Source organism: Bacillus sp. NPDC093026, from assembly GCF_044754665.1.
GTDB classification, from domain to species: Bacteria; Bacillota; Bacilli; order Bacillales; family Bacillaceae; genus Bacillus; species Bacillus maqinnsis.
Genome location: NZ_JBIVPN010000010.1, coordinates 32948 through 54705, shown reverse-complemented (window position 1 = coordinate 54705; position 21758 = coordinate 32948). Strand labels below are relative to the sequence as shown.

General features: G+C 40.9%; 21 protein-coding genes and 2 other annotated features. All 21 genes read left to right on the top strand.

All coding sequences use genetic code 11. The annotated features are described in order from the left end of the window. The first annotated feature begins 2 nt into the window (after positions 1-2). The 21 genes from disA to rpoC all read left to right on the top strand — a co-directional run bounded on the left by disA (position 3) and on the right by rpoC (position 21744). Positions 3-1082 carry a DNA integrity scanning diadenylate cyclase DisA gene (gene disA, locus ACIQCE_RS15820; RefSeq protein ID WP_353854027.1) on the top strand — a complete coding sequence of 360 codons (1080 nt, stop codon included), beginning with the start codon at positions 3-5 and terminating at the stop codon, positions 1080-1082. A gap of 155 nt (positions 1083-1237) precedes the next feature. Beyond that, entirely contained in the window at positions 1238-2338 is a 1101-nt protein-coding gene (locus tag ACIQCE_RS15815) for a PIN/TRAM domain-containing protein (RefSeq protein ID WP_353856638.1), read from the top strand. Between the two features lie 13 nt (positions 2339-2351). Then, positions 2352-3041, top strand: coding sequence for a 2-C-methyl-D-erythritol 4-phosphate cytidylyltransferase (ispD, locus tag ACIQCE_RS15810; protein WP_353854026.1), 690 nt, complete (start codon positions 2352-2354; stop codon positions 3039-3041). Positions 3042-3044: 3 nt separating this feature from the next. Continuing rightward, complete coding sequence (ispF, locus tag ACIQCE_RS15805; protein ID WP_353854025.1) at positions 3045-3521, top strand: 2-C-methyl-D-erythritol 2,4-cyclodiphosphate synthase; 477 nt, start codon at positions 3045-3047, stop codon at positions 3519-3521. Between the two features lie 90 nt (positions 3522-3611). Further along, positions 3612-5063: a glutamate--tRNA ligase gene (gene gltX, locus ACIQCE_RS15800; protein WP_400495947.1), complete on the top strand. Its 1452-nt coding sequence runs from the start codon at positions 3612-3614 to the stop codon at positions 5061-5063. Beyond that, positions 5064-5295 (top strand) — a binding site (T-box leader). It begins immediately after the preceding gene. A gap of 81 nt (positions 5296-5376) precedes the next feature. Beyond that, positions 5377-6030: a serine O-acetyltransferase gene (cysE, locus tag ACIQCE_RS15795; protein WP_353856637.1), complete on the top strand. Its 654-nt coding sequence runs from the start codon at positions 5377-5379 to the stop codon at positions 6028-6030. Further along, entirely contained in the window at positions 6027-7427 is a 1401-nt protein-coding gene (cysS, locus tag ACIQCE_RS15790) for a cysteine--tRNA ligase (RefSeq protein ID WP_400495945.1), read from the top strand. Before cysE ends, cysS begins: the two co-directional genes overlap by 4 nt. Positions 7428-7431: 4 nt before the next feature. Then, the gene (locus ACIQCE_RS15785; RefSeq protein ID WP_353854022.1) at positions 7432-7863 is read left to right on the top strand and encodes a Mini-ribonuclease 3; all 432 of its coding nucleotides are present in this window, start codon (positions 7432-7434) and stop codon (positions 7861-7863) included. After that, positions 7847-8596 carry a 23S rRNA (guanosine(2251)-2'-O)-methyltransferase RlmB gene (rlmB, locus tag ACIQCE_RS15780; RefSeq protein WP_400495943.1) on the top strand — a complete coding sequence of 250 codons (750 nt, stop codon included), beginning with the start codon at positions 7847-7849 and terminating at the stop codon, positions 8594-8596. Before ACIQCE_RS15785 ends, rlmB begins: the two co-directional genes overlap by 17 nt. A gap of 2 nt (positions 8597-8598) precedes the next feature. Next, complete coding sequence (gene rae1 / locus ACIQCE_RS15775) at positions 8599-9111, top strand: ribosome-dependent mRNA decay endonuclease Rae1/YacP (RefSeq protein WP_400495941.1); 513 nt, start codon at positions 8599-8601, stop codon at positions 9109-9111. Between the two features lie 63 nt (positions 9112-9174). Beyond that, the gene (gene sigH / locus ACIQCE_RS15770; RefSeq protein ID WP_353854019.1) at positions 9175-9831 is read left to right on the top strand and encodes an RNA polymerase sporulation sigma factor SigH; all 657 of its coding nucleotides are present in this window, start codon (positions 9175-9177) and stop codon (positions 9829-9831) included. A 77-nt stretch (positions 9832-9908) separates the two neighbouring features. After that, positions 9909-10058, top strand: a complete 150-nt coding sequence (rpmG, locus tag ACIQCE_RS15765; protein WP_400495939.1) for a 50S ribosomal protein L33 — start codon at positions 9909-9911, stop codon at positions 10056-10058. A 34-nt stretch (positions 10059-10092) separates the two neighbouring features. Next, a complete protein-coding gene (gene secE, locus ACIQCE_RS15760) occupies positions 10093-10269 on the top strand; it encodes a preprotein translocase subunit SecE (protein WP_400495937.1) in 177 nt (58 codons plus the stop codon). A 171-nt stretch (positions 10270-10440) separates the two neighbouring features. Beyond that, a complete protein-coding gene (nusG, locus tag ACIQCE_RS15755; protein WP_268498225.1) occupies positions 10441-10974 on the top strand; it encodes a transcription termination/antitermination protein NusG in 534 nt (177 codons plus the stop codon). 171 nt (positions 10975-11145) lie between these two features. Next, positions 11146-11571 carry a 50S ribosomal protein L11 gene (rplK, locus tag ACIQCE_RS15750; RefSeq protein ID WP_003216956.1) on the top strand — a complete coding sequence of 142 codons (426 nt, stop codon included), beginning with the start codon at positions 11146-11148 and terminating at the stop codon, positions 11569-11571. 100 nt (positions 11572-11671) lie between these two features. Then, positions 11672-12373: a 50S ribosomal protein L1 gene (gene rplA / locus ACIQCE_RS15745; RefSeq protein ID WP_353854016.1), complete on the top strand. Its 702-nt coding sequence runs from the start codon at positions 11672-11674 to the stop codon at positions 12371-12373. Between the two features lie 49 nt (positions 12374-12422). After that, positions 12423-12563 (top strand) — a sequence feature (ribosomal protein L10 leader region). A gap of 69 nt (positions 12564-12632) precedes the next feature. Further along, a complete protein-coding gene (gene rplJ, locus ACIQCE_RS15740; RefSeq protein WP_400495934.1) occupies positions 12633-13133 on the top strand; it encodes a 50S ribosomal protein L10 in 501 nt (166 codons plus the stop codon). Positions 13134-13175: 42 nt separating this feature from the next. Further along, positions 13176-13544 (top strand): 50S ribosomal protein L7/L12, encoded by a 369-nt coding sequence (gene rplL / locus ACIQCE_RS15735; RefSeq protein ID WP_353854014.1) that lies wholly within the window; start codon positions 13176-13178, stop codon positions 13542-13544. A 96-nt stretch (positions 13545-13640) separates the two neighbouring features. Next, the gene (locus ACIQCE_RS15730; protein WP_400495931.1) at positions 13641-14246 is read left to right on the top strand and encodes a class I SAM-dependent methyltransferase; all 606 of its coding nucleotides are present in this window, start codon (positions 13641-13643) and stop codon (positions 14244-14246) included. Positions 14247-14501: 255 nt separating this feature from the next. Continuing rightward, positions 14502-18083 carry a DNA-directed RNA polymerase subunit beta gene (gene rpoB / locus ACIQCE_RS15725; protein WP_400495929.1) on the top strand — a complete coding sequence of 1194 codons (3582 nt, stop codon included), beginning with the start codon at positions 14502-14504 and terminating at the stop codon, positions 18081-18083. A 61-nt stretch (positions 18084-18144) separates the two neighbouring features. Further along, positions 18145-21744, top strand: a complete 3600-nt coding sequence (rpoC, locus tag ACIQCE_RS15720) for a DNA-directed RNA polymerase subunit beta' (protein ID WP_400495927.1) — start codon at positions 18145-18147, stop codon at positions 21742-21744. The last annotated feature ends 14 nt before the right edge of the window (positions 21745-21758 follow it).

Below are 21758 nucleotides of genomic sequence, written 5' to 3'. Positions count from 1 at the left end.
AAATGGAAAAAGAGAAAAAAGGAGCGAGAGAAGTAGATCTCTTAGATATTGTCCAGTTTGTGGCTCCAGGAACACCTCTGCGAGCAGGGATCGAAAATGTATTGAGAGCCAAGACTGGGGGGTTAATTGTCGTTGGTTATAATGATAAGGTCAAAGCAGTGGTAGATGGAGGTTTTCACATTAATTCAGCCTTCTCCCCAGCACACTTATATGAATTGGCCAAAATGGATGGAGCCATTATTTTAAGTGACTCTGGTCAAAAAATCTTGTATGCGAATACACAGCTCATGCCAGACGCAACGATTCATTCTTCAGAAACAGGCATGAGACATCGAACGGCTGAACGTGTAGCAAAACAGACTGGGTGCTTAATTATTGCGATTTCTGAACGGAGAAATGTCATTACCTTATACCAAGGAAATCGTCGTTATACTTTGAAGGATATTGGGTTTATTTTAACGAAGGCCAATCAGGCCATTCAAACACTTGAGAAGTATAAAACGATTTTAGACCATGCCATATCTACGTTAAGCGCCCTAGAATTTGAAGAGCTTGTGACATTTGGTGATGTGCTGTCAGTTCTGCATCGCTATGAAATGGTGCTAAGAATTAAAAATGAAATTAATATGTATATCAAAGAGCTCGGAACAGAAGGACATCTGATTCGTCTGCAAGTAAATGAGCTCATAACAGATATGGAGCAAGAAGCAGCTTTATTTATTAAAGATTACGTGAAAGAAAAGATTAAAGATCCATATGTTTTGCTCAAACAGCTCCAAGATATGTCTAGTTTTGAACTTTTAGATGATTCGATTCTGTACAAGTTACTTGGATATCCGGCTTCTACAAATATTGACGATTATGTGTACACAAGGGGATACAGATTACTGCATAAAATCCCTAGATTGCCTATGCCAATCGTCGAAAATGTCGTTGAAGCATTCGGTGTGCTCGATCGAATTATGGAAGCAGATGTACAAGAATTGGATGAAGTAGAAGGAATTGGAGAAGTAAGAGCGAAGAAGATAAAAAAAGGATTAAAAAGATTACAAGAAAAACATTATATTGATCGCCAACTATAAAAAAGGAAAAATCTTCTCATTTGCGGTTAAAAATGGATGAATTTGGGTATATTAATGATGCTTTTTGTTTTCTGTTGATCATGATGGGAAACTTAAACATATATCAATGTCAGGTGAAGGTGGATAGACAGATGAAAAATAAAGGAGGTGAAGGTATGTTAAAAAGAATCGTTCAGGTGTTTTTTATCATTTTGGGTGCAGTTGTGGGAATTTTTATCATTCCAGAGTTATTTCTACTGTTAAATGTAAAGGACATACCTTTCATAACAAATGCTTACTTTTCAGCACTAATAGGAGCGGCAGTGTTCTTCATCGTCGGCAAATGGTGCACAGGCTATGTTGTGAATTGGATGAAATGGATCGAGGATTCTCTATTGAAGGCACCTCTTCCTGATCTTATATCCGGAAGTTTCGGTTTAGTATTTGGACTTATTCTAGCTTATCTTATTGTAAACGTGATCCCGCTAAACAATATTCCATATCATATTTTTGGAACGATTTTCCCAATTTTCCTGGCTTTCTTTTTAGGATACCTTGGATTCCAAGTAGGATTTAAGAAGAAGGATGAAATGATGGGGCTGTTCTCAAGATCTGGAAAGGTCAGCAAGAAAAAAGGAGCAATTGATGATGAACCTGAAATAGAAGATAAAAAGCTGAAAATTTTAGACACAAGTGTTATCATAGATGGAAGAATCGCAGATATTTGTCAAACTGGATTCCTAGAAGGAATTATGGTGATTCCTCAATTTGTGTTAGAAGAATTACAGCATATTGCAGACTCATCTGACGTCTTAAAAAGAAATAGAGGCCGAAGAGGTCTTGATATTTTAAATCGTATTCAAAAAGAGTTGGATATCAAAGTTGAGATTTACGAAGGTGACTTCGAGGACATTCAAGAGGTTGATAGCAAGCTTGTGAAGCTCGCTAAGTTAACTTCAGGTGTTGTTGTGACAAATGATTTTAATTTAAATAAAGTATGCGAACTTCAAAAAGTAGCAGTGTTAAACATCAATGATCTAGCGAATGCGGTCAAACCGGTCGTATTGCCTGGGGAAGAAATGAAGGTACAGGTCATTAAAGATGGGAAAGAGCACAACCAAGGTGTTGCCTACTTAGATGACGGTACGATGATTGTTGTCGAAGAAGGACGCAATTACATTGGAAAAGACATTGATGTATTGGTCACAAGTGTGCTTCAGACTGCTGCTGGAAGAATGATTTTTGCGAAGCCAAAACTTCTGGAGAAGGCGCTCTAAAGGGAGAACGAACATGTATTATGAAGTAGTTATTCCGGCTGCGGGGCAGGGGAAACGAATGAAGGCCGGCCGCAATAAACTTTTTATTGAACTGAAAAGAATGCCGGTCATCATTCATACACTGAAGGTGTTTGACGCCCATTCACCATGCAAACGCATGATCCTTGCGATCAATGAAGAGGAGCGTCGTGACTTTGAAAGGCTACTAAAGGTATACGCTTTTCAAACGCCTGTTTCACTCGTCACTGGCGGTGAAGAACGTCAGCAAAGTGTATACGAAGGATTGAAAGCAGTAAAAGATGCGGACATCGTGCTTGTGCATGATGGTGCAAGGCCTTTTATTAAGCATAGACAGATTGACTTACTCGTTAAAGCCGCGATTGAAAAAGGCTCCGCAGTCGTAGCGGTACCAGTGAAAGACACAATTAAACGCGTTCAAGAAGGCAAAGTGGAGCAAACCATTGAACGTCAGAGCTTGTGGGCAGTCCAGACCCCACAAGCTTTTCGTCATTCTATTTTAAAAGAGGCGCATGAATATGCGGAACAGACAGGTTTCCTTGGAACAGACGACGCTAGCCTTGTTGAACAACTACAGGGTGAGAGTGTGTATATTGTCCAAGGAGACTATACCAATATTAAGCTGACAACACCGGATGATTTATTGGTTGCTAGGGCAATTATGGAGGCGGAAAGAGGGAACTAGAACATGTTTAGAATAGGACAAGGCTTTGATGTACATCAGTTAACAGAGGGAAGACCCCTTATTATCGGCGGGGTAACCATTCCCTATGAAAAGGGGCTGCTCGGTCATTCAGACGCTGACGTACTGCTTCATACGGTGGCAGACGCATGTCTAGGTGCGATTGGTGAAGGGGACATTGGTCGACACTTCCCAGACACTGACCCTGAATTTAAAGGTGCTGATTCATTCAAATTACTTCAGCATGTGTGGGCACTTGTGAAAGAAAAAGGTTATACGCTGGTGAATATTGATTGCACGATCATGGCTCAGAAGCCAAAGATGGCTCCATACATTCAACCAATGTGTGAGAAAATTGCAGAAGCGCTTGAGGCGGATGTCACTCAGGTGAATGTAAAAGCAACGACTACGGAGAAACTCGGATTTACAGGCAGAGGAGAAGGAATTGCGTCACAGGCGACAGTGCTTCTTCAGAGAAAGTAAAATCCGTTTTGATGCGAAAGGTATTTGATGATAAAATACGTATATAAAAAAATGTCAGACAACATGTGCAGATGAAAGGAAGTTAAACTCATGGGAAATGAAGTGCGTGTTCGTTATGCACCGAGTCCAACTGGTCATTTACATATTGGGAATGCTAGAACGGCTCTTTTTAATTATTTGTTCGCACGCAGTCAAGGCGGCAAATTTATTATTCGTATTGAAGATACGGATCAAAAACGTAATGTAGAAGGCGGTGAGGAAAGTCAGCTCCGTCATTTAAAATGGCTCGGCATTGATTGGGATGAGAGCGTTGATAAAGATGGTGGCTATGGTCCTTACAGACAATCAGAGCGTAATGATATTTACAAGAAATATTATGAGGAGCTGTTAGATAAGGACTTGGCTTATAAGTGCTATTGTACGGCTGAAGAACTAGAGCAAGAACGTGAAGCGCAAATTGCCCGCAGTGAAATGCCTAGATATTCTGGGAAATGCAGTCATTTATCAAAAGAAGAAGAGGACAAGCTTATTGCTGAAGGAAGAGAGCCAAGTATTCGCTTCCGTGTACCAAAAGGTGAAATGATCAAATTTAACGACATGGTCAAAGGTGATATTTCTTTTGAAACGGATGGTATCGGTGACTTTGTTATTGTGAAGAAAGATGGCACGCCCACTTATAACTTCGCTGTTGCAGTTGATGATCATTTGATGAAAATGACACACATTCTCCGCGGTGAGGATCATATCTCTAATACACCTAAACAAATCTTGGTATTCAAGGCTTTTGGCTGGGATGTACCGCTTTTCGGACATATGACATTGATCGTCAACGAGAATCGTAAGAAACTAAGTAAACGTGATGAATCCATTATTCAATTCATCGAGCAATATAAGAACTTGGGCTATTTACCGGAAGCGTTGTTTAACTTCATTTCATTACTTGGATGGTCTCCAGTTGGTGAAGAAGAACTATTTACAAAAGAGCAATTCATTGAAATTTTCGATGTAAACCGACTTTCAAAGTCACCAGCTCTATTTGATATGCATAAACTAAAATGGGTGAATAACCAATACATGAAAGCACTTGATCTTGATCAAGTTGTGCAATTAACACTTCCACATCTTCAAAAAGCAGGAAAAGTCAGTGAACAATTGACGGAAGAGGAAAGTGTTTGGGTACGTAAATTGATTTCTCTTTATCAAGAGCAGCTTAGCTACGGAGCAGAAATTGTTGAGTTAACAGAGTTGTTCTTTAAAGAGCAAATTGAGTATAATCAAGAGGCAAAGGCAGTTTTAGCAGAAGAGCAAGTTCCAGAAGTCTTGGCATCTTTTGCAGAACAGCTTGAGCGCCTTGAGTCTTTCACACCTGATGAAATTAAGGCTGCGATTAAAGCTGTTCAAAAAGAAACAGGGCACAAAGGCAAGAAACTATTCATGCCAATTCGTGTGGCTGTCACAGGACAAACGCATGGTCCAGAACTTCCGCAAAGCATTGAACTTTTAGGAAAAGAAACGGTATTAAACCGTATTAAACAACTATAAGTAAAATCGTTGCGAGGGAGAAGTACAAAGTTTTCACCCATCACAGAAAGAGTCTTCACCGGCTGAAAGAGACTTATGGGCAGACTTTGGAAATGCACCCTCAAGACCCTTGAGGAACACATAAGTAAGTATGCAAGGGCGGTGACCTCCGTTACGGGATTAAGTTGAGAAAGCTTGCAAGGTAAGAGAGCTTTCTAAACAGAGTGGAACCGCGTTTCAAAACGTCTCTGTCAGATGGCAGAGGCGTTTTTTATTTGTCTAAAAAGAGAGCAATTTTTTAGAGAGATTGATTTGGAAGAACGGGGGGGAGCATGTGTTTTTCAAAATGCTGAAAGAAGATATTGATACTGTGTTTGATCAAGATCCTGCTGCTAGAAGCTATATTGAAGTCGTGCTAACCTATTCGGGGCTTCATGCGATTTGGGCTCATCGTATCGCGCATGCATTTTATAAGCGCAAACTATATTTTATTGCGCGGGTCATTTCCCAGGTCAGCCGGTTTTTTACAGGTGTTGAGATTCATCCAGCGGCGACAATCGGCAGGCGCTTCTTCATTGATCACGGCATGGGTGTCGTGATCGGAGAAACATGTGAAATCGGAAACAACGTAACCGTTTTCCAAGGCGTGACGTTAGGAGGAACAGGGAAAGAAAAGGGAAAGCGACATCCAACTATTTTAGATGATGCCCTCATTGCCACTGGTGCAAAGGTGCTTGGTTCCATTACTGTTGGAAAAGGGTCCAAGATTGGTGCAGGGTCAGTTGTGTTAAAAGATGTCCCAGACCATTCAACAGTTGTAGGTATACCTGGGCGCGTGGTGGTTCAAAATGGGAAAAAAATCAATCGTGATCTCAATCATCAAGATTTGCCTGATCCAGTTTCCGATCGTTTTAAAGAATTGGAACGAGAAATGGAAAAACTAAAACGTGAGCTAGCTTCATTGAGCAGAAAGGAAGAACAATCATGACAATCAATATTTATAATACATTGACTCGTAAGAAGGAAGAATTTATCCCGCTTGAACCAGGAAAGGTCAAGATGTATGTGTGCGGACCAACCGTTTATAATTACATTCATATTGGGAATGCAAGGCCAGCTATTGTGTATGACACTGTTCGTAAGTATTTAGAATACAGCGGTTATGATGTACACTTTGTATCAAACTTTACAGATGTCGATGATAAACTCATTAAAGCGGCAAATGAATTAGGAGAAGATGTTCCAACTATTGCTGACCGGTTTATCCAAGCATATTTCGAAGACGTCAGTGCACTAGGTTGCAAAAAAGCAGACCTGCATCCTCGAGTGACAGAAAATATGGATGATATCATTGCTTTTATCGCCACATTGATTGAAAAAGGGTACGCTTATGAAGCGGATGGCGATGTGTATTACAGCACACGTTCATTTGAAGGTTATGGAAAGCTTTCTCACCAATCAATTGATGAACTGAAGACAGGCGCACGTATTCGTATAGGCGAAAAGAAAAGAGATGCGCTGGACTTTGCTTTATGGAAGGCTGCAAAGGATCAGGAAATCTCGTGGAAGAGTCCATGGGGCGAAGGACGCCCAGGTTGGCATATCGAGTGTTCAGCAATGGTGAAGAAATATTTAGGTGATACCATTGATATTCATGCAGGTGGACAGGACTTAACATTCCCCCATCATGAGAATGAAATCGCCCAATCTGAGGCTTTGACAGGAAAACCTTTTGCAAAGTATTGGATGCATAACGGGTATATCAACATTGATAATGAAAAAATGTCAAAGTCACTTGGAAACTTTGTGCTTGTTCATGACATTATTAAAGAACAAGACCCAGATGTCCTTCGATTCTTTATGTTATCTGTTCACTATCGTCATCCAATTAATTACTCAATTGACTTATTGGAGAGTACAAAAAGTGCATTTAACAGACTAAAAACATCTTTTGCTAACTTACAACATCGTCTTGAGAGTAGCACCAATTTAACAGACGATCACGCTGAATGGTTGGCGAAAATTGAAGAACAGCGTGCTACATTTATTGCTGAAATGAATGATGATTTTAATACAGCGAATGCTATTTCTGTCTTATTTGAATTAGCGAAACAGGCCAATTACTATATGGAGAATGATCATACATCAGAAGAAGTCATCAAGGCATTCATTGAACTGTTCAAAGAAATCACTTCAGTTCTTGGCTTCTCATTAGAAGAAAAGCACGCACTTGATGAAGAAGTAGAAGCGTTAATAGAAAAACGTAATGAAGCTAGACGAAATCGCGACTTTGCACTGTCTGATCAAATTCGTGACCAGTTAAAGAGCATGAATATTGTATTGGAGGATACTCCTCAAGGGACTCGTTGGAAAAGAGGAGAATAAAGTCATGTTGAATTTTGAAAAGCTGAAAGACGGAAAGCAGTTGAACGGACTTGCGCTTGCTTATATGGGTGATGCCATCTTTGAAGTATATGTCAGGCATTACCTCCTCCAAACGGGGGCGACAAAACCAAATGAACTGCATAAACGAGCAAGCAAAATTGTATCAGCTAAATCCCAAGCCGCCATTTTATTTGAACTTCAGCAGAGAGGCTTCTTTACTGAAAAAGAAGAAGCGGTGTTAAAAAGAGGAAGAAATGCAAAATCAGGCACAGTGCCTAAAAACACAGACGTTCAAACGTATCGTTATAGTACGGCGTTTGAAGCGGTCATGGGTTATTTATTTATTGAAAAGCAGGACGAGCGCTTAGAAGAGCTAATCCGTCAAGCGATTGAAATCGGAACGTCAGGGAGGAAGACAAATGAGTCAGCAACATGATTATGTGATTGGGAAGAATGCAGTGATTGAGACGTTGAAATCTGACAGAGAGTTATACAAGCTCTGGATGGCAGAAAACACTGTAAAAGGACAAGCCCAGCAGGTCATTGAACTCGCCAAAAAGCAGAATATCACCATACAGTATGTTCCGAGGAAAAAGCTTGATCAAATGGTATCCGGTCAGCATCAAGGAATTGTGGCACAAGTAGCTGCTTATGAATATGCGGAATTAGAAGATCTATATCAAATTGCACAAAAGCGAAATGAACAGCCATTTTTCCTTATTTTAGATGAGATTGAAGACCCTCATAATTTGGGATCCATTATGCGTACGGCAGATGCTGTTGGTGCGCATGGGATCGTCATTCCAAAAAGGCGAGCAGTCGGCTTGACGACAACCGTCGCAAAGGCATCTACTGGAGCGATCGAGCATATTCCCGTAGCAAAAGTAACCAATCTTTCAAGAGCTTTAGATGAGATGAAAGAAAGAGGGATTTGGATTGCAGGAACAGATGCATCTGCTAAACAGGATTACAGACAGTTTGATGGAACGATGCCTCTAGCTCTTGTTATCGGCAGTGAAGGAAAAGGTATTGGTCGATTAATTAAGGAAAAATGCGATTTCCTAATTAAGCTGCCAATGATCGGGAAGGTGACTTCATTGAATGCATCAGTTGCCGCCAGCTTGTTGATGTATGAAGTTTATCGAAAACGTTATCCGTTAGGAGAATAGAGATGGATATCCTCTTAGTCGATGGATACAACATGATCGGTGCATGGCCTCGTTTGCAACACTTAAAGGAAAACAGCTTTGAAGAAGCCAGAGACGTACTAATTCAAAATTTAGCAGAATACCAAGCATATACAGGGTATCGAGTTATTGTTGTATTCGATGCCCACATGGTCAAAGGAATCGAAAAAAAGCAGACAAACCACCGAGTAGAGGTCATTTTTACGAGAGAGAACGAAACGGCTGATGAGCGAATTGAAAAGCTGGCACAAGATTTGAATAATATCCGGACGCAAATCCATGTGGCAACATCTGATTATACGGAACAATGGGCGATTTTTGGACAAGGTGCTCTTCGTAAATCTGCTCGAGAGCTACTGAGGGAAATTGAAGTAATAGAAAGAAAGATTGAAACACGTGTAAAAAAGATTACTTCTGATAAACCAGCATCCAAAATTGAATTGTCAGAAGATGTATTGAAAACGTTTGAAAAATGGCGGCGGGGCCATTTAGAATAACTTGACGATATTTCAACCATTATTGTATAATATTTCTATCTAGGTGCGGTCGGGGGGATCGAAGTGACTCTAAACAACAGCAAGGGTAAATCCATCAGAGAGCAATTTTGCCAGTTGGAAGATGAACAAGTCATTGAAAGGGTTCATGTCGGAGATAGTGATGCGCTAGATTATTTAATAACGAAATACCGCAATTTTGTACGTGCAAAAGCAAGATCTTATTTTCTGATTGGAGCGGATCGTGAGGACATTGTCCAAGAGGGGATGATTGGGCTTTATAAGTCTATTCGTGATTTCAGAGAGGACAAGCTTACTTCATTTAAGGCTTTTGCAGAATTATGTATTACCCGCCAAATTATCACCGCAATTAAAACAGCTACTCGCCAAAAACATATCCCGTTAAATTCCTATGTATCATTAGACAAGCCAATATACGATGAAGAATCGGACAGAACATTATTGGATGTCATTTCCGGTGCTAAAGCGCTTAACCCAGAAGATCTGATCATTAGCAAAGAAGAATTTGATGATATTGAAATGAAAATGGGTGAACTATTAAGTGAGCTGGAAAGAAAAGTACTTGTGCTTTATCTGGATGGCAGATCCTATCAGGAGATTTCTGAAGATTTGAACCGTCATGTGAAATCTATTGATAACGCTCTCCAAAGAGTGAAGAGGAAACTGGAAAAATATTTAGAGCTTCGTGAAATCAGTCTCTAGTAAAACCTATATTGACAGCTTTTTCGACACTGTGATAAGGTACTAAGGAAATGATGTCGAGAAAATAGGTGTAAATTATGAGGAAAAAAGTGACTCTAGCCTGTAAAGACTGCGGGAGCCGCAATTATACGACAATGAAAAGTGTTGCTTCAGCAGCTGAAAGATTAGAAGTTAAGAAATATTGCAAGACTTGTCATTCACATAAAACACATTTAGAAACGAAGTAAGATTTGCGTTCTTTAATCTGTGGAGGTCTTTTACATGCGTATTATCAGTTTCCTAAAAAGTGTCGGGAAAGAAATGAAAAAGGTCAGTTGGCCAAAGAAAAACGAAATGGTTCGTTACACAGTCACTGTTATTTTGACAGTCGTTTTCTTTGCAGTTTTTTTCTCTCTTCTTGATATAGGAATCTCACAATTAATCGAATTAATTCATTAATACTTGAATAATGGTCTGCTGAACGTGCTATAATAGATCATAATATGACTCGCCAAAAAACCCGTTTTGCGGGTTTTTTCAATTGCTTGAAAATATCCACCGTTACTCGAGATTCGTCTAATAGACATTATGAAATGTGGGGAGGGAAGGACTGAATAGTCCTAAACGAAAATGGAAAAGAATTGGTATGTTGTGCATACGTACTCTGGCTATGAAAATAAAGTAAAAGCGAACTTGGAAAAGCGTGTTGAATCAATGGGCATGCAAGATAAAATCTTCCGCGTTGTCGTACCAGAAGAAGAAGAAACTGATATTAAAAATGGTAAGAAAAAAGTCGTCAAAAAGAAAGTGTTCCCAGGTTATGTTCTTGTTGAAATTGTGATGACAGATGACTCATGGTATGTGGTACGTAATACACCAGGTGTCACAGGGTTCGTCGGATCAGCTGGATCAGGTTCAAAGCCGACAGCACTATTACCAGGCGAAGCGGAAACCATTCTGAAGAGAATGGGTCTTGAAGAACGCAAGACAGAAATCGACTTTGAACTAAAAGAAACAGTGAAGGTCATTGATGGACCATTTGCGAACTTCACTGGCTCTATCGAAGAAATTGATTATGATAAAAATAAAGTGAAAGTATTCGTTAATATGTTTGGTAGAGAAACACCTGTTGAACTTGAGTTCACACAGATCGATAAATTGTAATTGAAAAGAGCTTGAAATGAGTGTATAGAAGTGGTAATATAGCTAAGGTACGTCTTGAGTTACTTCAAGATCGCTAGCTAGTTATTTCGTCATTCATATAAAGAATGAAGTTGTTGAGTGGGAGGGGGATTCCCCTATTACCACATCACGGACTTTAAGGAGGTGTGTCTCGTGGCTAAAAAAGTAGTAAAAGTTGTTAAATTGCAAATTCCTGCTGGAAAAGCTAACCCAGCTCCACCAGTTGGACCTGCACTAGGTCAAGCCGGTGTTAATATCATGGGATTCTGTAAGGAGTTTAACGCTCGTACAGCTGACCAAGCTGGTCTTATCATTCCTGTTGAAATTTCGGTTTTTGAAGACCGTTCATTTACATTTATTACTAAAACTCCACCTGCTGCGGTTTTACTTAAAAAAGCAGCTGGTATTGAGTCCGGTTCTGGTGAACCTAACCGTAATAAAGTTGCAACTGTTAAGCGTGATAAAGTACGCGAAATCGCAGAAACAAAAATGCCTGATTTAAACGCTGCTAGCGTTGAATCAGCTATGCGTATGGTTGAAGGTACTGCACGCAGTATGGGTATTGTCATCGAAGATTAATTTTTTTGTCTTGTTGGGTTGCGAGTTTGGTTTTGACAAGTTCGCAACCCTTATTCGTGGGAGGTTATTCCGCTAAAACCACATAAGGAGGATTTTTATAATGGCTAAAAAAGGTAAAAAGTATACAGAAGCTGCTAAGCTGATCGACCGTTCTAAAGCGTACGATGTAGCTGAAGCTGTTTCTCTTACAAAGAAAACAAATACAGCGAAATTTGATGCGACTGTAGAAGTTGCTTTTCGTTTGGGCGTAGACCCTCGTAAAAACGATCAACAAATCCGCGGTGCAGTTGTACTTCCTAATGGAACTGGTAAAACTCAACGCGTTCTTGTATTCGCTAAAGGCGAAAAAGCAAAAGAAGCAGAAGCTGCTGGAGCAGACTACGTTGGAGATTCTGATTACATCACAAAAATCCAACAAGGCTGGTTCGAATTCGATGTAATCGTTGCAACACCTGACATGATGGGTGAAGTTGGTAAGATCGGTCGTGTACTTGGGCCAAAAGGTCTTATGCCAAACCCTAAAACAGGAACTGTTACATTTGAAGTGGAAAAAGCAATCAATGAAATCAAAGCTGGTAAAGTTGAATACCGCGTTGATAAAGCTGGTAACATCCATGCGCCAATCGGGAAGGTTTCTTTTGAGGACGAGAAGCTTGTTGAGAACTTTACAACAATTTACGAGACCATCCTTAAAGCAAAACCTGCAGCGTCTAAAGGTGTATACGTGAAAAACGTTTCTATTACATCTACAATGGGACCTGGCGTGAAAGTGGATCCATCATCTTTCTCTGCTTCAAAATAATTCTTGACTAATCACAAACATTTTGATAACATCAAAATGTTGTAAAATAGAATAATGTCCATTTATACCGTAGACAGCAGGGGCCTTATGGCTTAAATAACCCGCCGAGGTGTATATGTCACAGTCTTACGTTAACGTATGCTTGTATATACAGCCTCCATGTCTTGATGGAGGCTTTTTATATGAAGAACCGTTCGTTAGGAACGTGATGGCCTGATCGGTATAAGTGTTACACAAAGAATGTACAGGAGGTGTAACCATGAGCAACGCAATCGAAACTAAAAAAGTAGTCGTTGATGAAATTACTTCTAAATTTAAAGACAGTAAATCAACAGTGATCGTTGATTATCGCGGTCTTTCAGTTGCTGAAGTAACAGAACTTCGTAAGCAACTTCGTGAAGCTGGTGTAGAATTTAAAGTTTACAAAAATACTTTGACTCGCCGTGCGGTTGAACAAGTTGAATTGACTGGTTTGAATGAATTCTTGACTGGTCCAAATGCGATCGCATTCAGTAACGAAGATGTAATCGCACCTGCGAAGATCATCAATGACTTTGCGAAAAACCACGAGGCTTTAGAAATTAAAGCTGGTGTCATCGAAGGAAATGTAGCGACTGTAGAAGAAGTGAAGGCTCTTGCTGAACTTCCGTCTCGCGAAGGCTTGCTTTCTATGTTGCTTAGCGTTCTTCAAGCTCCAGTCCGTAATCTTGCTCTTGCAACTAAAGCAGTTGCAGAACAAAAAGAAGAACAAGGCGCTTAATGCGTACTTGACGTAAAATAACTTAAAATGGAGGAATTACAAATGGCTTTAAATATCGAAGAAATCATTGCTTCAGTTAAAGAAGCAACTGTACTTGAGTTAAACGACTTAGTAAAAGCAATCGAAGAAGAATTTGGCGTAACGGCTGCTGCACCTGTAGCTGTAGCTGGTGCTGCTGCTGGTGGCGCTGCTGAAGAGAAAACTGACTTTGATCTAATCCTTGCTGGTGCTGGAGATCAAAAAATCAAAGTAATCAAAGTAGTTCGTGAAATCACTGGTCTTGGCTTAAAAGAAGCTAAAGAACTTGTTGACAACACTCCAAAACCACTTAAAGAAGGTATTGCTAAAGAAGAAGCTGAAGAACTTAAAGCTAAGCTTGAAGAAGTTGGCGCTTCTGTAGAAGTTAAGTAATCTTCGCCTAATCTTTTGGAAAAGCTCGCTTTTACTGGCGGGCTTTTTCTTTTCTAATCTCCTGAAACGATTGAATCCAGAGGAGGTCCATTCAATATGAGTGACCACTACTATACGGAAAAGCCATCAGTGAAAAGTAATAAAAAGACATGGGACTTCACCTTGAGAAACCGTACCTTTACTTTTACAAGTGATAGTGGAGTGTTTTCTAAGAAAGAAGTCGACTATGGTTCAAGGCTTTTAATTGAAGCTTTCGAAGAACCTGAATTGGATGGCGACGTCTTAGATGTCGGTTGCGGTTATGGACCGATCGGCTTATCATTAGCAAACGAAATGACAAGTCGCACCATTCATATGATTGATGTGAACGAAAGAGCAGTCGAACTTTCAAAGGAAAACGCTAAACATAATCGCATTGATAATGTCCGCATCTATCAAAGTGATTTGTTCTCGAATGTTCATTCATCAGCTACTTTTGCCTCGATACTGACCAATCCCCCCATCCGGGCAGGGAAGAAAGTTGTACATGCGATCTTTGAAAAAAGTGCTGATCATTTATTGCCAGAAGGTGAATTGTGGGTGGTTATTCAGAAAAAGCAAGGCGGGCCATCTGCGATTGAAAAATTAAAACAGCTCTTTAAAGAAGTGACGGTCGTTAAGAAAAAAAAGGGCTATTATGTGATCAAAGCTAAAAAAGTTTGACGCAGTTTCCGAGCTGTGTTAACATTATAAAATGCCAATATGTATATTTTGCTTGATAGGCTTAAAAAACAACTATTTTGTATAAATTATGCATACTTGGGAAAACTAATAAAATCGGTATTTGCTTTTGGATGTGGTTTTCTTATTTTAGAAACCCTTTTTTCTTTTGTCTTGTAAAAGTATTTCTATTCTGACATGCAAAAGAGCGAAATACTTTTTACACATATAATACGCATGATTTGAGGGGTGAATCAGTTGACAGGTCAACTAGTTCAGTATGGACGACACCGCCAGCGCAGAAGTTACGCACGCATAAGCGAAGTGTTAGAATTACCAAATCTCATTGAAATTCAAACCTCTTCTTATCAGTGGTTTCTTGATGAGGGTCTTAGAGAGATGTTTCAAGATATATCCCCAATTGAGGATTTTACTGGCAACCTTTCTCTTGAATTCATTGATTATAGCCTAGGGGATCCTAAGTATCCTGTAGCAGAATCAAAAGAACGTGACGTAACTTACTCTGCTCCACTAAGAGTGAAAGTTCGTCTCATTAACAAAGAAACTGGAGAAGTAAAAGACCAAGATGTGTTCATGGGTGATTTCCCAATTATGACAGACACAGGTACTTTTATCATTAATGGTGCGGAACGTGTAATCGTTTCTCAGTTAGTGCGATCTCCAAGTGTATACTTCAGTGGTAAAGTAGACAAAAACGGTAAAAAAGGCTTTACTGCGACTGTCATTCCAAACCGTGGCGCATGGTTAGAATACGAAACTGATGCGAAGGATGTAGTATATGTACGCATCGATCGCACACGTAAGTTGCCGGTTACGGTTCTTTTGCGTGCTCTCGGCTTCAGCTCTGATCAAGAGATTCTTGACATCATTGGCGAGAATGAATACTTACGCAATACGTTGGAAAAAGACAACACAGAGAATGCTGATAAAGCACTTCTTGAAATCTACGAGCGTCTTCGTCCTGGAGAACCGCCAACTGTTGAAAATGCGAAGAGCTTGCTAGACTCACGCTTCTTTGATCCAAAGAGGTACGACTTAGCAAATGTTGGACGCTACAAGATTAATAAAAAGCTTCATATTAAAAATAGACTTTTCAATCAAAAACTAGCTGAAACGTTAGTTGATCCTGAAACAGGTGAAATTCTAGCAGAAAAAGGTCAAATTATAGATAGAAGAGTTCTTGATAAAATTCTTCCATACTTAGAGAACGGCATCGGATTTAGAAAGCTTTATCCGAATGGTGGTGTAGTAGAAGATGAAGTAGAGCTTCAGTCTATCAAGATTTATGCACCAACTGATCCAGAAGGCGAACAAGTGATTCATGTGATTGGCAATGCATATGTAGACGAAACTGTAAAAAACATCACGCCATCTGACATTATTGCATCGATCAGTTACTTCTTTAACCTGTTGCACGGTGTAGGCGATACAGATGATATCGACCACCTAGGTAATCGCCGTCTACGTTCTGTAGGTGAACTTCTGCAAAACCAATTCCGTATTGGTTTAAGCAGAATGGAGCGTGTTGTTCGTGAAAGAATGTCTATCCAAGACACAAACACGATTACACCTCAGCAATTGATTAACATCCGTCCTGTGATCGCTTCTATCAAAGAGTTCTTTGGTAGCTCTCAGCTTTCTCAGTTCATGGATCAAACAAACCCGCTTGCTGAATTGACTCATAAACGTCGACTATCAGCACTTGGACCAGGTGGTTTGACTCGTGAGCGTGCAGGAATGGAAGTTCGTGACGTTCACTACTCTCACTATGGTCGTATGTGTCCAATCGAAACGCCAGAGGGTCCAAACATCGGTTTGATCAACTCTCTATCTTCATTTGCGAAAGTGAACCGTTTCGGCTTTATCGAAACACCTTACCGCAGGGTTGACCCTGAAACAGGTAAAGTGACACCAAGAATTGATTACTTGACAGCTGATGAAGAGGATAACTACGTTGTAGCACAAGCGAACGCTCAGTTAGATGAAGATGGCTCATTTATAGATGACAACATCATTGCTCGTTTTAGAGGGGAAAACACAGTTGTACCTCGAAACCGAGTTGACTATATGGATGTATCGCCAAAGCAGGTTGTTTCTGCAGCGACAGCATGTATCCCATTTTTAGAAAACGATGACTCTAACCGTGCTCTAATGGGAGCGAACATGCAACGTCAGGCTGTGCCTTTGATGCAGCCAGAAGCACCAATTGTTGGTACAGGAATGGAGTATGTATCAGGTAAAGACTCCGGTGCTGCTGTGATCTGTCGCTACCCAGGTGTTGTAGAACGTGTTGAAGCGAAAAATATTTGGGTTCGCCGTTATGAAGAGGTCGACGGACAACAAGTCAAAGGAAACCTAGACAAATACAGCTTGCTGAAATTTGTCCGCTCTAACCAAGGGACTTGCTATAACCAGCGTCCAATCGTTAGTGTTGGAGATGAAGTCGTCAAAGGAGAAATTCTTGCAGACGGTCCTTCTATGGAAAAAGGTGAATTGGCTCTAGGACGTAACGTGATGGTCGGCTTTATGACTTGGGACGGTTACAATTATGAGGATGCAATCATTATGAGTGAGCGCCTTGTAAAAGACGACGTCTACACATCTATTCATATTGAAGAATATGAATCAGAAGCTCGTGATACGAAGCTTGGACCTGAAGAAATTACACGTGATATTCCAAACGTTGGGGAAGACGCATTGCGCAACCTTGACGAGCGTGGAATCATCCGTATCGGTGCAGAAGTCAAAGACGGAGATCTTCTTGTTGGTAAAGTAACGCCTAAAGGTGTAACAGAACTGACAGCTGAGGAACGTCTATTACACGCTATCTTTGGTGAAAAGGCTCGAGAAGTTCGTGATACGTCTCTTCGTGTTCCACACGGCGGCGGTGGTATTATCCACGATGTGAAAGTCTTTAATCGCGAAGATGGAGATGAATTGCCACCAGGTGTGAACCAGTTAGTTCGTGTATACATCGTTCAGAAACGTAAAATTTCTGAAGGTGACAAAATGGCCGGACGACATGGTAACAAAGGGGTTATCTCCAAAATCCTTCCAGAAGAAGATATGCCATATCTTCCAGATGGAACACCGATTGATATCATGTTAAACCCTCTAGGGGTACCATCTCGTATGAACATCGGTCAGGTACTTGAGCTTCATATGGGTATGGCTGCACGTTACCTTGGCATTCACATCGCGTCACCAGTATTTGATGGTGCTCGTGAGGAAGATGTTTGGGAAACGCTTGAAGAAGCAGGTATGTCTCGTGATGCGAAAACAGTCCTTTATGATGGTCGAACTGGTGAACCATTCGACAACCGTGTATCTGTTGGAATCATGTATATGATCAAACTGGCTCACATGGTTGACGATAAACTTCACGCTCGTTCAACAGGACCGTACTCACTTGTGACGCAGCAGCCACTTGGCGGTAAAGCACAATTTGGTGGTCAGCGTTTCGGAGAGATGGAAGTATGGGCACTTGAAGCTTATGGTGCAGCTTACACCCTTCAAGAGATCTTAACAGTTAAGTCGGATGACGTTGTAGGTCGTGTGAAAACTTACGAAGCTATCGTCAAAGGGGATAACGTACCTGAACCAGGTGTCCCTGAATCATTCAAAGTGTTAATCAAAGAACTTCAAAGTTTAGGTATGGATGTGAAAATCTTATCTGGCGATGAAGAAGAAATAGAAATGAGAGATTTAGAAGACGATGAGGAAACGAAGAAAGCAGACGGATTAGCGTTATCTAATGACGAAGATGCCGCTGACTTCGTCCCTGTCGATCTTGAACGTGACGCAGTCACAAAAGAATAGCAGAAACGATTAGAGCAAGTGACTAGGGTATAACCCGAAGATTAAAAGGGAGGTAGGCCCCTTGCTAGATGTGAACAATTTTGAGTATATGAACATCGGTCTCGCATCACCTGATAAAATCCGTTCTTGGTCTTTTGGTGAAGTGAAAAAGCCTGAAACGATTAACTATCGTACACTGAAACCTGAAAAAGATGGTCTCTTTTGTGAACGTATCTTCGGACCACAAAAAGACTGGGAATGTCATTGTGGAAAGTATAAGCGCGTTCGTTATAAGGGTGTTGTATGTGACCGTTGTGGTGTAGAAGTAACACGGGCAAAAGTCCGTCGTGAGAGAATGGGGCATATTGAACTGGCTGCCCCAGTTTCCCACATTTGGTATTTCAAAGGTATTCCAAGCCGTATGGGACTTGTTCTTGATATGTCACCACGTGCGTTAGAAGAAGTGATCTACTTTGCTTCTTACGTCGTGACAGATCCAGGCAACACGCCGCTTGAGAAAAAACAACTCCTTTCTGAGAAAGAATTCCGTGCATATTTAGATAAATACGGTAATACCTTCCAAGCGGCTATGGGTGCTGAAGCAATTAACAAACTTCTTCAAGATATCGACCTTGTCAAAGAAGTGGATACACTAAAAGAAGAGCTGAAAACGGCTCAAGGTCAACGTCGTACACGTGCGATCAAACGCCTTGAAGTATTAGAAGCCTTCCGTAACTCAGGTAACAAACCATCTTGGATGATCCTTGACGTGCTTCCGGTTATTCCACCGGAATTGCGACCAATGGTTCAGCTAGATGGCGGACGTTTTGCTACATCTGACTTAAACGATCTCTATCGTCGAGTCATCAACCGTAACAATCGTCTGAAACGTCTATTAGATCTTGGTGCGCCAAGCATCATCGTTCAGAACGAGAAACGTATGCTTCAAGAAGCTGTCGATGCCTTGATTGATAACGGACGTAGAGGTCGACCAGTAACAGGACCAGGAAATCGACCATTAAAATCTCTTTCACACATGCTGAAAGGGAAACAAGGACGTTTCCGTCAAAACTTGCTTGGTAAACGTGTTGACTATTCTGGACGTTCCGTTATCGTCGTAGGACCACATTTGAAAATGTATCAATGTGGACTTCCAAAAGAAATGGCTCTTGAATTATTCAAACCATTTGTGATGAAGGAGCTTGTCGAAAAAGGATTAGCTCACAACATTAAGAGTGCAAAGCGAAAAATTGAGCGTGTACAACCAGAAGTATGGGATGTTTTAGAATCAGTGATTCGTGAGCACCCTGTTCTATTAAACCGTGCACCAACTCTTCACAGACTTGGTATTCAAGCGTTTGAACCTACACTTGTGGAAGGACGCGCAATTCGTCTACATCCACTTGTATGTACAGCCTACAACGCTGACTTTGACGGTGACCAAATGGCGGTTCACGTACCATTATCTGCTGAAGCACAAGCTGAAGCACGTATCTTAATGCTTGCTGCTCAAAATATTTTGAACCCGAAAGATGGAAAACCAGTTGTTACGCCATCTCAGGATATGGTGCTTGGTAACTACTACCTCACACTTGAACGTAAAGGTGCGATTGGAGAAGGTATGGTCTTCAAAGATACAGACGAAGCACTTCTCGCATATCAAAATGGATATGTTCACCTTCACACGCGTGTAGCTGTTGCAGCTAGCTCGTTGAAGAACTCGACATTCACTGATGAACAGCGTTCTAAACTGTTAATTACAACAGTTGGTAAGCTGATCTTTAACGAAATCTTACCGGAATCATTCCCATACATGAATGAACCGACAAAGAGTAATATTGAAGAAAAAACGCCTGACCGTTTCTTCCTTGAAAAAGGTGAGGATGTAAAAGCTGCTATCGAGAAACAAGAGATCAATCCGCCATTCAAAAAAGGTATTTTAGGAAAAATTATTGCGGAAATCTTTAAGAGATTCCACATTACTGAGACTTCTAAAATGCTTGATCGCATGAAAAATCTTGGTTTCAAATACTCTACTAAAGCGGGTATTACCGTCGGTGTTTCTGATATCGTCGTATTAGATGATAAGCAGAAAATTCTTGAAGAAGCACAAGCGAAAGTAGATAACGTCATGAAGCAATTCAGACGTGGGCTGATTACAGAAGAAGAGCGTTATGAGAGAGTGATTTCAATTTGGAGTTCTTCTAAAGATGTCATCCAAGGAAAACTGATGAAGTCCCTTGATGAAGTCAACCCGATCTACATGATGAGTGACTCAGGAGCGCGTGGTAACGCATCTAACTTCACTCAGCTGGCTGGTATGCGTGGTCTGATGGCCAACCCGGCTGGACGTATCATTGAACTTCCAATTAAATCTAGTTTCCGTGAAGGTTTAACCGTATTGGAATACTTCATTTCCACTCACGGAGCGCGTAAAGGTCTTGCCGATACTGCCCTTAAAACTGCTGATTCAGGTTACCTAACGCGTCGTCTCGTAGACGTTGCACAGGATGTCATTATCCGTGAAACGGATTGCGGAACGGATCGTGGAATCTTGGCTAAGTCCATTAAAGAAGGAAATGAAGTCATTGAAAAACTTGAAGAACGTCTGATCGGACGTTTTGCAAGAAAACCAATTACTCATCCGGAAACTGGAGAAGTCATTGTAAACGAAAACGAACTAATTGATGAAGATAAGGCACTTGAAATAGTAGACGCTGGTATTGAGGAAGTATGGATCCGCTCTGCATTTACATGTAACACACCGCATGGAGTATGTAAACGATGCTACGGTCGTAACCTTGCAACTGGTACCGACGTAGAAGTTGGTGAGGCAGTTGGAATCATCGCTGCACAATCGATCGGTGAGCCAGGAACACAGCTGACAATGCGTACGTTCCACACAGGTGGGGTTGCAGGAGACGATATCACACAAGGTTTACCTCGTATCCAAGAGCTATTTGAAGCGCGTAATCCGAAAGGGCAAGCGACCATCTCTGAAATTGATGGTGTTGTTGCTGAAATCAACGAGGTTCGTGACAAACAACAGGAAATTGTGGTTCAAGGCGAAGTTGAAACTCGCTCTTACACAGCTCCTTACAATGCTCGTCTTAAAGTCGTTGAAGGTGATAAAGTAACACGCGGTCAAGTACTGACAGAAGGCTCTATTGATCCGAAAGAACTTCTAAAAGTAACAGATATGACAGCTGTTCAAGAATATCTGCTTCATGAAGTACAAAAAGTATACCGTATGCAAGGGGTAGAAATCGGAGATAAGCACGTAGAAGTAATGGTTCGCCAAATGCTTCGTAAAGTGCGTGTCGCTGATGCAGGGGATACAGATGTATTACCAGGCACACTTCTTGATGTACATCAATTCACTGAAGCGAACAAGAAAGTATTATTCGAAGGCAAACGCCCTGCGACAGGTCGTCCAGTTCTACTTGGTATTACAAAAGCATCACTTGAAACAGACTCATTCTTGTCTGCTGCATCATTCCAAGAAACGACTCGTGTCCTAACAGACGCAGCAATTAAAGGAAAACGTGATGAGTTACTTGGCTTGAAAGAGAATGTGATCATTGGTAAACTTGTTCCTGCTGGAACAGGAATGCCGAACTACCGTAAAGTAAAGCCGGTTTCACAAGTGCAACCAACTGATGATATGGTACCTGTAGAATAAGTTTTCTCATAAGA

Coding starts and splice junctions, on each gene's coding strand:
- disA (WP_353854027.1), top strand. CDS start 3: ATGGAAAAAGAGAAAAAAGGAGCGAGAGAAGTAGATCTCTTAGATATT.
- ACIQCE_RS15815 (WP_353856638.1), top strand. CDS start 1,238: ATGTTAAAAAGAATCGTTCAGGTGTTTTTTATCATTTTGGGTGCAGTT.
- ispD (WP_353854026.1), top strand. CDS start 2,352: ATGTATTATGAAGTAGTTATTCCGGCTGCGGGGCAGGGGAAACGAATG.
- ispF (WP_353854025.1), top strand. CDS start 3,045: ATGTTTAGAATAGGACAAGGCTTTGATGTACATCAGTTAACAGAGGGA.
- gltX (WP_400495947.1), top strand. CDS start 3,612: ATGGGAAATGAAGTGCGTGTTCGTTATGCACCGAGTCCAACTGGTCAT.
- cysS (WP_400495945.1), top strand. CDS start 6,027: ATGACAATCAATATTTATAATACATTGACTCGTAAGAAGGAAGAATTT.
- ACIQCE_RS15785 (WP_353854022.1), top strand. CDS start 7,432: ATGTTGAATTTTGAAAAGCTGAAAGACGGAAAGCAGTTGAACGGACTT.
- rlmB (WP_400495943.1), top strand. CDS start 7,847: ATGAGTCAGCAACATGATTATGTGATTGGGAAGAATGCAGTGATTGAG.
- rae1 (WP_400495941.1), top strand. CDS start 8,599: ATGGATATCCTCTTAGTCGATGGATACAACATGATCGGTGCATGGCCT.
- rpmG (WP_400495939.1), top strand. CDS start 9,909: ATGAGGAAAAAAGTGACTCTAGCCTGTAAAGACTGCGGGAGCCGCAAT.
- secE (WP_400495937.1), top strand. CDS start 10,093: ATGCGTATTATCAGTTTCCTAAAAAGTGTCGGGAAAGAAATGAAAAAG.
- nusG (WP_268498225.1), top strand. CDS start 10,441: ATGGAAAAGAATTGGTATGTTGTGCATACGTACTCTGGCTATGAAAAT.
- rplA (WP_353854016.1), top strand. CDS start 11,672: ATGGCTAAAAAAGGTAAAAAGTATACAGAAGCTGCTAAGCTGATCGAC.
- rplJ (WP_400495934.1), top strand. CDS start 12,633: ATGAGCAACGCAATCGAAACTAAAAAAGTAGTCGTTGATGAAATTACT.
- rplL (WP_353854014.1), top strand. CDS start 13,176: ATGGCTTTAAATATCGAAGAAATCATTGCTTCAGTTAAAGAAGCAACT.
- ACIQCE_RS15730 (WP_400495931.1), top strand. CDS start 13,641: ATGAGTGACCACTACTATACGGAAAAGCCATCAGTGAAAAGTAATAAA.